Genomic DNA, 10922 nt, shown 5'->3' with positions numbered 1-10922 from the left:
TTTGCTTTCTCGATTAATTGATCTGCCGTGAACTTTTCATTTGCAGAACTTGAAAAAGATAAAATAAGGGATATGAATACTAAAGTTAATTTTTTCACTGAACTCTCCTTGTATGCCTAACAGCTTATTCTCTCCCAAAATGTCGGAATAAATACCGACAAAACGGGTTATATTACATATTCAAATTTTGACATGTAAAAACTTCCATGTAAACAAGCTATCACAGTCAACCAAAAGTAGCCTCAGTCAAAATTGGACAAAACGGGCCGTAATAATGTTATTGGACAACCTCCCAGAAACTGTCTATATGTACAGCATTCAATAACAAATGGAACTGTTTATGAAGTCACCTTTTTTAACCATGGTGCAAGAGCATATGATTATGCGCCGCTATGCCAAACGAACCATAGAATCATACCTAAGATGGATAGCTACCTTTATTCGTTTTAATGATATGCGCCACCCAAGTACAATGGGCAACCTTGAAACTGAGCTATTTCTTAGCCACCTTGCAAACCAACAAAATGTTTCTCAAAGCACCCAAGCTCAAGCATTAAACGCGCTAAGTTACCTTTATAAAGAAATACTTAAAGCACCTCTATCACTGAATTTAAACTTTAATAAGAGTCACCGAGCTAAAAAGCTTCCTGTGGTGTTAACCAAAGATGAAGTTGCTGCACTTTTAAAAATATGCGATACACGTCACTATTTACCTTGCGCACTGCTTTATGGCAGCGGTTTGAGACTCATGGAGGCCATGCGTTTGCGTGTACAAGATATTGATTTTGACTATCACTGTATCCGAGTTTGGGATGGCAAAGGTCGTAAAAATCGAGTTGTTACACTTGCCAAAGAGCTCACCCCATTGCTAAAAAATCAAATTAAACAAGTTCAAAGCCACTTGCAGCTAGACTTACAACATCCGTATTATGATGGCGTTTGGCTTCCCCACCAATTAAGGAAAAAATATCAAGGACACAACAAACACTTAAATTGGCAATACTTATTTCCATCACACAAACTCAGTACTGACCCAGAAACACAACAACTTCGCCGACACCACCTTGATGAAAAACAAGTCCAAAGGAGCGTCAAAAAAGCAGCTAAAATGGCTGGGCTCAGCAAGCATGTCACACCGCATACCTTGCGTCATTCATTTGCTACACATTTACTGCAAAGTGGAGCAGATATTAGAACCGTGCAAGCACAGTTAGGTCATACTGATGTACGTACAACGCAAATCTATACCCATGTAATTCATCAAGGCGGCCAAGGAGTAATGAGCCCACTGTCTTATTTGCAAGTACCTACGTAATATCAACATCATTAAATCAATTTAAGCTGATGATGTTGAAAAATAAAAAGGCACACTGAACATTCAGAATGCCTTTTCTTATGCGAAACTAAAACGCAGTTACAAGCGAATACCGCCATCAATCTCTACCACACGGCCTGTAAAAAAGTCGTTTTCGATAATGTACTTAGCGGTATGGGCAATCTCTTGTGCTTCACCCAAGCGCCCAACTGGCTTCATTTTTACTAAACGCTCTTTAGCTTCGGGCTTCATTGCATCTGTCATGGTCGTGCGAATAACACCCGGTGCAATGGCACCTACTCGAATACCAAAACGGCCTAGCTCTTTAGCCCAGCTGGTAGTCATAGCAACAACGCCTGATTTTGCCGCTGAATAATTGGTTTGACCCATATTACCTGAGCGTGCCACACTCGACATATTAATAATAACGCCACCGTCCCCTGCTTCGACCATTTTAACAGCCGCCTCTCGGCCGCACAAAAATACGCCAGTTAGGTTCACGTCAATCACAGATTGAAATTGTGATAATGCCATTTTGTCTATTACTTTGCCTTCTTTAGCTTTGAGTAATAAACCGTCACGTAAAATACCAGCATTATTAATCAGCACAGTAATATTGCCGCAATCAGCCTCAATGGCGTTAAATACCGCTTCAACTTCGCTTTCAACACTTACATTGGCAACATAGGTGTTTACCTGCGTACCCAGCTTGCTTAATTCAGCTTTAGCAGTTGCTAATACCTCTTCTTGCATGTCAATCAAAGCAAGGTTTGCGCCTTGTGTTGCCATTTCTGTGGCCATCGCAAAGCCTAAACCTTGCGCGCCTCCGGTGATCACTACGGTTTTATTTTTGATATCCATAGGGGTTACTTTTCACTATATAATTTAAAAATTGCACTAAAATCTTCAGCACCTTTACCTTGGTTTTGCATTAGGTTGTAGAGGTTTTTAGCCATGGCACCTAGAGGTGTTGCTGAGTTAGTTTGCTGAGCCGCTTGCTGTGCTAACCCTAGGTCTTTGGCCATTAGATCAACCATAAAGCCCGGCTTATAGCCATTGGTGCTTGGCACATTTTCTTGCACATCTGGGCATGGGTTATACAGCTCTAATGTCCAGTTACGACCCGAGCTATTGAGCATAATTTCGCTCAGTACTTTAGGGTCTAAACCATGGTCAATACCCATTTGTAATGCTTCACTGGTGCCTGCCATTAAAATGCTTAGCAGCATGTTGTTACAAATTTTAGCCACTTGGCCTGCACCAATATTACCCGCATGGAATATATTTTTACCCATATCGGTTAATATACTATTGGCGCGGTTAAAGTCGGCATCAGTGCCGCCCACTATAAAGGTGAGTGTACCTGCTGCTGCACCTGCTACCCCGCCTGAAACAGGCGCATCAACAAAGCTAATGCCTGCTTTGGCAAGCTCATTACCAACAAACTGTGCTGACTCAGCATCAATGGTTGAGCAATCGATCACCAGCGTTGACTTGTTTAAGTGATTGATCAGGCCATTTTCGCCACAATAAATCATGCGTACATGTTTGCCAGCAGGTAGCATACTTACTACAAATTCAGCGTTGTCACATACTTGCTCAACGCTGCTTGCAGCCTTAGCGCCTTGTATGCTTAGCTCAGCCACAGCTTCTTCGCTTAAATCAAATACGGTTACCGAGTGGCCTGCTTTAAGCAAATTGCTGGCCATCGGGCCACCCATGTTGCCTAAGCCAATAAATCCAATGTTTGCCATAATTCTTATCCTTACATATCCGTCAATGGGTGTGTTGCATCATCCCACTTAGGCGTTAAAAATGGGGTAATTGTACTGGCGGTTACGTCACTCACTGAACTAAACTGCCACTGAGGTGCGCCATCTTTATCAATTAACAAAGCCCGAACACCTTCTTGAAACTCACCAGATAACCCCGCTTGTACACTCATACCCAGTTCAAACATAAAGCATTCTTTTAGGCTTTTATTTTTGCCCGCTTTGAGTTGCTCACTCACTAATACCGCGCTCAGTGCTGAACCATGTTTTAGTGATTTTTGTGCACGAGCCAACCATTTGTTGTCGTCACTTGGCAACGCCAAAATGTAGTCAACTTGAGCCTGTAAACCCGTTAATGTATTAAGCTCTGTTAGTTGTGGCTGAAGTGCTTTAAGCTCGCTTTTTGGTGGCTGAGCTGAGTTTTTATCAAACTCTGTTAGCGCTTCGGTTAGCTTTTCATGGTTTAAACTACTGGCTTCATCCCAGTTAATACCCAATAGTGCTGCCAACAACTCACCGTATTTATCCGCATCCATAAAATGATCAGCAAGCCCGGTATAACGTGCATCACTGGCATTAATCGACGCACCAGTAAGCCCTAAAAATAATCCAACACCTTCTGGCATTTTATTTAAAAAATAACTACCGCCTACATCTGGGTATAAGCCTATGGTAATTTCAGGCATTGCAATACGCGCCGATTCAGTCACCACTTTATGGCTAGCACCCGCCATTAGTCCTAAACCACCGCCCATTACAATACCATTACCCCAAAGTAAAATAGGTTTGCTATAAGTATGAATTTTATAATCTAATCGATATTCTTGCGCAAAGAAGGTTTGTAAATGGTCGTTACCGTCGTTAGCGGCCATAGCTTTGTATAAACTGACTACATCCCCCCCGGCACAAAAGGCTTTTTCACCTTCACCTTTTAGCACTACCATCGCCACTTGTTCATCATTAGCCCAAGCGTCTAGTTGTGTTGATAGCAAATGGATCATATCTAAATTTAAAGCGTTTAACGCTTTAGGTACATTTAACGTAGCAAATGCCACCTGCATGCCGTTATCACAGTGCGCCAACTCAAATACCACTGGCGCATCAGCTTGATTGAGTAACTGTAACTTAGCCATTAACCATTCACCCAATTTGCCTTACGCTTTTCTAAAAATGCATTAACGCCTTCTTTTTGGTCTTGCGTATCAAACAAAGTAACAAATAATTCGCGCTCTAATGGCAGCGCACTATTAATGGTGCCAGTACGGCCTTTTTGAATTAATGCTTTACATGCACTTACCGCTACCGGGCTTTGCTCACCTACTTTGTCAGCAAGTGCTAAGGCTGCATTTAAACCCTCACCCGTTGCAACCACTTCTTCAACTAAACCAATTTGTTGTGCTTTGTCAGCTTTTAAGCGCTCACCACACAAAATCATACGTTTCGCCCAGCCCTCGCCTACCAACCACGACAGGTTTTGCGTACCACCAGCACACGGTAACAAGCCAACTTTAGCTTCAGGTAGTGCCATTTGTGCTTGCGATTCTGCAATACGAATATCACAAGCTAATGCCACCTCAAGGCCACCACCCATAGCAAAACCATTAATAGCTGCAATAGAAACGCCTCTAAAATCACTTAACGTTTCAAATGCTTCACCGAATACCCGAGACATATCAGCCGCAACGCCTTTGTCGCCGCTGGCAAACACGTTTAAATCAGCACCCGCTGAGAAGAACTTTTCACCTTCACCGGTAATAACCAAAGCATAAATATTTTTGTCTGCATTTAGTTCATTAACCAGCTCTTTTAAACCCACTAATGTGTCACGCGTCCACGTGTTTGCCGGTGGGTTGCTCATGGTTATAACTGCGGTGTTACCTTGTTTTTCAAGTTTAAGTTGTGCGCTCATGATGTGCTCCTTATAAAACGCTTGCTGCGCCTTCAGCTAAAATACGACGTGCGATGATCACACGCATAATTTCGTTAGTACCTTCTAAAATTTGGTGTACACGAACATCACGTACATGACGCTCTAATGGGTATTCTTTAATATAACCGTAGCCACCATGAATTTGCAGCGCATCGTCACACACTTTAAAGCCTACATCGGTGGCAAAACGTTTAGCCATGGCACAGTAAGTGGTTTTCTCTGCATCATTTGTATCTAGTTTAAACGCCGCTAAACGCACCATTTGGCGTGCAGCTACAAGTTCTGTGTTCATATCGGCAATCTTAAATTGCAACGCTTGAAATGCCGCTAATGGTTTGCCAAATTGCTCACGCTCTTGCATATATTGCTTCGCGGTATTTAATGCTTGTTGCGCGGTACCAATTGAACAAGTTGCAATATTGATACGACCGCCATCAAGGCCTTGCATAGCAAATTTAAAACCTTCACCCTCTTGACCAAGTAAATGTTCAGCTGAAATTCTTACGTTTTCAAGGGTTACCAAACGTGTAGGTTGTGCATTCCAACCCATTTTTTCTTCTGCTTTGCCGTACACTACACCAGCTGCGTCAGCCGGTACAACAAATGCAGAAATACCTTTCGGGCCTGCTTCACCTGTGCGTGCCATCACCACCAGCACCTCTGTTTCACCTGCACCAGAGATAAACATTTTTGAGCCGTTTAGTACGTACTCATCACCTTCTTTCACGGCTTTAGTTTTTAGTGATGCCGCATCTGAGCCAGAACCCGGCTCAGTTAAACAATAAGATGCAAGCAACTCACCCATTACCAACTGGTCAATGTATGCGCTTTTTATTGCATCAGTACCAAAGCTTGCAATCATCCAAGTGGCCATATTGTGAATGGTTAACATAGCAGTGGTTGCTGTACAACCCATCGATAGTTGCTCAAAAATAATACTTGAGTCTAAACGTGATAAACCAAGGCCACCCGCCTCTTCTGGTGTGTACAAACCACAAAAGCCAAGCTCTCCAGCTTTTTTAATCACATCTTTAGGAAAAATATGTTCGCGATCCCATAATGCGGCATTAGGAGCCAGCTCACTCATTGCAAATTGATACGCGGTTTCGGCAAATGCCTGTTGATCTTCGTTAAGGTTAAAGTCCATAAAGACCTCTTGTTGTGTTGATGACTAAGCCAGATAAACGCTGGCTTAGTTAATAATTATTGTAGGTTTTTGAAACGCTGAATTACTTCAGGTTAATACTCATGTTTGGACCTGAAGCGATATCGTCTTCAAACCAACGTGAGGTAATGGTTTTAGTTTCAGTGTAAAAACGTACGCCTTGCTTACCATAGGTGTGCTGATCGCCATAGAACGATCCTTTCCAACCAGTGAATGAGAAAAATGGCAATGGCACAGGAATTGGCACATTAATACCCACTTGGCCCACTTCAATCTCGTGCTGAAACTTACGTGCCGCTGCGCCACTTGATGTAAACAACGACGTCCCATTGCCATATGGGCTTGCATTAATAAGCGCAATTGCCTCATCAAGCGTATCTACAAACATACACGCCAGTACAGGGCCAAATATTTCTTCTTTGTACAGGTCCATATCGGTAGTTACATCGCTAAACAACGTTGGGCCTACCCAGTTACCTTGTTCATAACCTTCTACCGTACAGTCAGAGCCATCAAGCAAACAAGTTGCTCCTTGTTGTTTTGCGCCTTCAATCAATGACAAAATACGTGCCTTGGCTTGTGGCGTAGTTTGCGGACCATACGCTGCTTGTGGGTCATCCCACACACCCGGGCGAACTTTTGATAGCGCTTCTTTTAAGTCATCTATCCACTCTTTTGATTGACCAACAAATACCGCAACAGAGATACCCATACAGCGTTGACCTGCCGCTCCCACTGATGAACCTACAAGGTTACTGATCAAGCGCTCTTTTTTCGAGTCAGGCATAATCACCATATGATTTTTAGCGCCAACACAGGCTTGCACACGTTTTAAGTGTTGCGTACCTTTTGAATAAATGTATTGACCAACACCACATGAGCCTACAAACGAAATAGCACGAATTTCTGGCGCTTCTAGAATTTGGTCTACTTGCTCTTTGGCACCATGAACAACCTGAAGTACGCCTTTTGGTGCGCCCGCTTCTTCAAATAGTTCAACTAAACGCATTGGCGTTAATGGGTCTTGCTCTGATGGTTTGAGAATAAAGGTGTTACCGCACACAATCGCCATTGGGAACATCCAAAGTGGGATCATAGCCGGAAAGTTAAACGGGGTAATACCCGCACATACGCCTAGCGGCTGCATGTATGAGTATGTATCAATTTTACGTGCTACGTTTTCTACCGTTTCGCCCATCATCATAGACGGCGCGTTGGCTGCTTGCTCAACGACTTCAATACCACGCCAAACATCGCCTTTAGCGTCTTCAAAAGTTTTACCCAGCTCATGACAAATTATGGTTGCAAGTTCATCATGATGTTCTTTTAATAAAGCAGCATAACGCATCATAATACGCGAACGCTCAGTAACCGGAATTTCTTTCCATGTTTTAAACGTCTCTTGTGCAGAGTTAATTGCTGCGCGCATTTCTTGCTCTGTTGCACAAGGCACTTTGGCCAGTACTTCTTGATTTGCAGGGTTTACAACATCAATCCATTTATCGGTTGATGATTGTGTGAATTCGCCGTTGATGTATAAAGGTACTTGGTGCATGGAGCACTCCTCCCCAGATTATGTGTCAAGGCACCAAAGGCTGTAATAATTATTTTGCCTAATATTTTTGGTGCCATAAGAGTTTTATTTAAACTTCTACTGCCAGCGCTACCGCTTCGCCACCACCAATACACAGTGATGCAATACCTTTTGACAGGCCACGATTACGAAGCGCATGAATAAGCGTCACTAAAATACGTGCGCCACTTGCACCAATTGGATGACCCAATGCACATGCGCCACCGTTAACGTTAACTTTGCTGCTATCTAGGCCCATTTCGTTAATCGCTAACATAGTTACCATGGCAAATGCTTCGTTAATCTCCCAAAGATCAACGTCGTCTTTGCTCCAACCTGTGCGCTCAAGTAAAGTGTTCATTGCACCTACTGGTGCTAAGGTAAATTCAGAAGGCAGTTGTGAATGTGTTGCGTGTGCAGCAATTTTACACAGTGGCGTTAGGCCTTGACGTTTGGCCTCTGATTCACTCATTAAAATCAATGCAGCTGCACCGTCAGAGATTGACGATGAGTTAGCTGCGGTCACCGTACCATCTTTTTTAAAAGCTGGACGTAAACTAGGGATTTTCTCAGGACGGGCATTGCCAGGCTGCTCATCGATAGTTACTTCTACATCTCCACGGCGAGCGCTAATCGTGACAGGTGCAACTTCACCAGCAAAACTACCATTTTCAATTGCCGCATTTGCTTTACTTAATGAGTTAAGTGCAAATTCGTCCATTTGCTCTCGAGTAATGCCGTATTGATCCGCTGTATCTTGTGCAAAACATCCCATGGCCTTGTTGTCATAAGCATCTTCCAGTCCATCAGACATCATGTGATCTTTAATTTCACCATGACCCATACGCATTCCGCCACGCGCTTTTGGAATGAAATAAGGCGAGTTAGTCATGCTTTCCATACCACCAGCAAGCGCAGTGTTGATGCTACCCGCTTTAATTAAGTCATGCGCAAGCATTGCTGCTTTAAGACCTGAACCACATACTTTGTTAATAGTCGTCGCGCCCGTCGAGCGAGCAAGCCCAGCATGCAGCATTGCTTGACGTGCAGGTGCTTGGCCAAGGCCCGCAGGTAACACACATCCCATGATCACTTCATCAATCGACGCGTCACTTAAGCCCGTGTCATTCATAACAGATTTAATTGCACTTGCGCCTAAGTCCGTTGCACTGGCACCGGATAATGCGCCCATAAAGCCACCCATTGGGGTACGCTTTGCGGCTACGATGACTACTGCATCATTACTCATTTTAAACTCCTATTCACAGATACCAGAAAATATGGCACCCTGCTTAAACGATTTGTTCATTAATTTGAGCATACATAATATTTACGTTTACGCCAACGTAAATCTAAAATCAAGCAAACTGCGTTCGTTGAATTTGTAAACATTAGTTGCACACTTTGCTTTCCAAACGCCGTAGCTTCTATGTTTCAGGGTTGTTTTTTGTGATATAACCCACATGCCACCCCACTACTACTAAAGTATGATTTTCACGCATAACTTTACCTTTACGTAAACTTCACTTATATTGGTCTAATCAGTATTGAAGTCAACGTGTAAATTACCATGCAAGATAACCAAAACGAAGAAACCTATTCGATCAGCGACTTAGCGAAAGAGTTTGATATTACAACGCGAAGTATACGCTTTTATGAAGATCAGGGCTTGCTATCTCCCGAACGTCACGGTCAAACCCGTGTTTACTCTAAGCGCGACAAAGTGCGCCTAAAGTTGATTTTAAGAGGCAAGCGTTTGGGCTTTACATTGGCTGAGACTGGCCGCTTATTTGAGTTGTATGATGCCGACAAATCCAGCGCCAAACAGCTTTCAACCATGCTGCAACTTATTGAAGAGAAAAAAGCTGATTTAAGTCAGCAAATGGACGACATTAAAGTTGTGTTGATGGAGCTGGTTACCGCCGAGCGCCGTTGCCGCGACACCTTAAAAAATTTAGAAGAATAATCTCTCACAGGATGACTATTATGAGCACCGTATCTTTATATAAAGAAATGAACTTTGGCTTAGGTGAAACTGCTGACATGATCCGTGATCATGTTAATAGCTTTGCTAGTGCAGAAATTGCGCCAATTGCCGAAAAAACAGATCTAGACAATAACTTCCCAAATCAATTATGGCCACAATTTGGCGACATGGGTGTGCTAGGCATTACCGTACCTGAAGAGTTTGGCGGTGCAGGTATGGGCTATTTGGAACACGTTATTGCCATGGAAGAGATTAGCCGTGCCAGTGCTTCTATTGGTTTGAGTTACGGTGCACACTCCAACTTGTGTGTTAACCAAATTAATCGCAATGGTAACGACGCACAAAGACGCAAATACCTTCCTAAGCTAATTAGCGGTGAGCACATTGGCGCCTTAGCTATGAGTGAGCCTAATGCAGGCTCAGACGTGGTATCAATGAAACTTAAAGCCGAGAAAAAAGGCGATAAGTACATTTTAAATGGCAATAAAATGTGGATCACCAATGGTCCTGACGCTGATGTATTAGTTATTTACGCCAAAACAGACTTAGATGCTGGCTCTAAAGGGATCACCGCATTTTTAGTTGAAAAAGACTTTCCTGGTTTTTCAACAGCACAAAAACTAGACAAGCTGGGTATGCGCGGTTCAAACACCTGTGAATTGGTATTTGAAGATTGTGAAGTACCCGAAGAAAACATACTGGGTAACCTAAATGAAGGCGTTAAAGTGCTCATGAGCGGTTTAGATTATGAGCGTGTTGTATTAGCTGCTGGCCCGCTTGGTATCATGCAAGCATGTATGGATATTGTTGTGCCTTATATTCATGAACGGAAGCAGTTTAACAAGTCAATTGGCGAGTTCCAGCTTATTCAAGGCAAAGTTGCTGATATGTATACACAAATGAATGCCGCTCGCTCATACGTATACACAGTTGCTAAAGCATGCGACCGTGGTGAAACGACTCGTAAAGACGCTGCAGGGGCAATTTTATATGCAGCAGAACTTGCCACTAAAATGGCGCTTGATGCCATACAAATTTTAGGGGGTAACGGTTATATCAACGAATATGCAACTGGCCGCCTATTGCGTGATGCAAAATTATACGAAATTGGCGCGGGAACTTCAGAAATCCGCCGAATGCTCATTGGCCGAGAGCTTTTCACAGAAAGCCGCTAAGGAAT

Annotated in this window: 10 protein-coding genes; 3 read left to right on the top strand and 7 right to left on the bottom strand. The window is 43.1% G+C overall.

Translation table 11 applies throughout. The features are described 5' to 3' along the window. The first annotated feature begins 340 nt into the window (after positions 1-340). Complete coding sequence (locus OCI93_RS13655; protein ID WP_261593587.1) at positions 341-1315, top strand: integron integrase; 975 nt, start codon at positions 341-343, stop codon at positions 1313-1315. Positions 1316-1414: 99 nt separating this feature from the next. Here the strand turns inward: OCI93_RS13655 and OCI93_RS13650 are convergent, their stop codons facing one another. The 7 genes from OCI93_RS13650 to OCI93_RS13620 all read right to left on the bottom strand — a co-directional run bounded on the left by OCI93_RS13650 (position 1415) and on the right by OCI93_RS13620 (position 9004). Beyond that, positions 1415-2176, bottom strand: a complete 762-nt coding sequence (locus OCI93_RS13650) for an SDR family oxidoreductase (protein ID WP_261626612.1) — start codon at positions 2174-2176, stop codon at positions 1415-1417. A 5-nt stretch (positions 2177-2181) separates the two neighbouring features. Continuing rightward, positions 2182-3069, bottom strand: coding sequence for a 3-hydroxyisobutyrate dehydrogenase (mmsB, locus tag OCI93_RS13645; protein WP_261593585.1), 888 nt, complete (start codon positions 3067-3069; stop codon positions 2182-2184). Between the two features lie 11 nt (positions 3070-3080). Next, positions 3081-4220, bottom strand: coding sequence for an enoyl-CoA hydratase/isomerase family protein (locus OCI93_RS13640; RefSeq protein ID WP_261626611.1), 1140 nt, complete (start codon positions 4218-4220; stop codon positions 3081-3083). Then, positions 4220-4996, bottom strand: coding sequence for an enoyl-CoA hydratase (locus tag OCI93_RS13635; protein WP_261626610.1), 777 nt, complete (start codon positions 4994-4996; stop codon positions 4220-4222). Before OCI93_RS13635 ends, OCI93_RS13640 begins: the two co-directional genes overlap by 1 nt. Before the next feature lie 10 nt (positions 4997-5006). After that, on the bottom strand, positions 5007-6164 hold the full coding sequence (locus tag OCI93_RS13630; protein ID WP_261626609.1) for an acyl-CoA dehydrogenase family protein: 1158 nt from the start codon (positions 6162-6164) through the stop codon (positions 5007-5009). Positions 6165-6246: 82 nt separating this feature from the next. Continuing rightward, positions 6247-7737, bottom strand: a complete 1491-nt coding sequence (locus tag OCI93_RS13625) for a CoA-acylating methylmalonate-semialdehyde dehydrogenase (protein WP_261593580.1) — start codon at positions 7735-7737, stop codon at positions 6247-6249. Positions 7738-7825: 88 nt separating this feature from the next. Next, entirely contained in the window at positions 7826-9004 is a 1179-nt protein-coding gene (locus tag OCI93_RS13620; RefSeq protein WP_261593579.1) for a thiolase family protein, read from the bottom strand. Positions 9005-9325: 321 nt separating this feature from the next. On the opposite strand from OCI93_RS13620, the gene OCI93_RS13615 reads away from it, so the two are divergent. Both OCI93_RS13615 and OCI93_RS13610 read left to right on the top strand, forming a co-directional pair. After that, positions 9326-9721 carry a MerR family transcriptional regulator gene (locus OCI93_RS13615; RefSeq protein ID WP_261593578.1) on the top strand — a complete coding sequence of 132 codons (396 nt, stop codon included), beginning with the start codon at positions 9326-9328 and terminating at the stop codon, positions 9719-9721. A gap of 20 nt (positions 9722-9741) precedes the next feature. Beyond that, a complete protein-coding gene (locus tag OCI93_RS13610) occupies positions 9742-10917 on the top strand; it encodes an isovaleryl-CoA dehydrogenase (protein ID WP_261593576.1) in 1176 nt (391 codons plus the stop codon). The last annotated feature ends 5 nt before the right edge of the window (positions 10918-10922 follow it).

Source organism: Pseudoalteromonas holothuriae (assembly GCF_945859825.1).
Taxonomy (GTDB): Bacteria; Pseudomonadota; Gammaproteobacteria; order Enterobacterales; family Alteromonadaceae; genus Pseudoalteromonas; species Pseudoalteromonas holothuriae.
The sequence above is the reverse complement of the archived record's forward strand: the minus strand, read 5'-3'. Positions and strand labels throughout refer to the sequence as shown.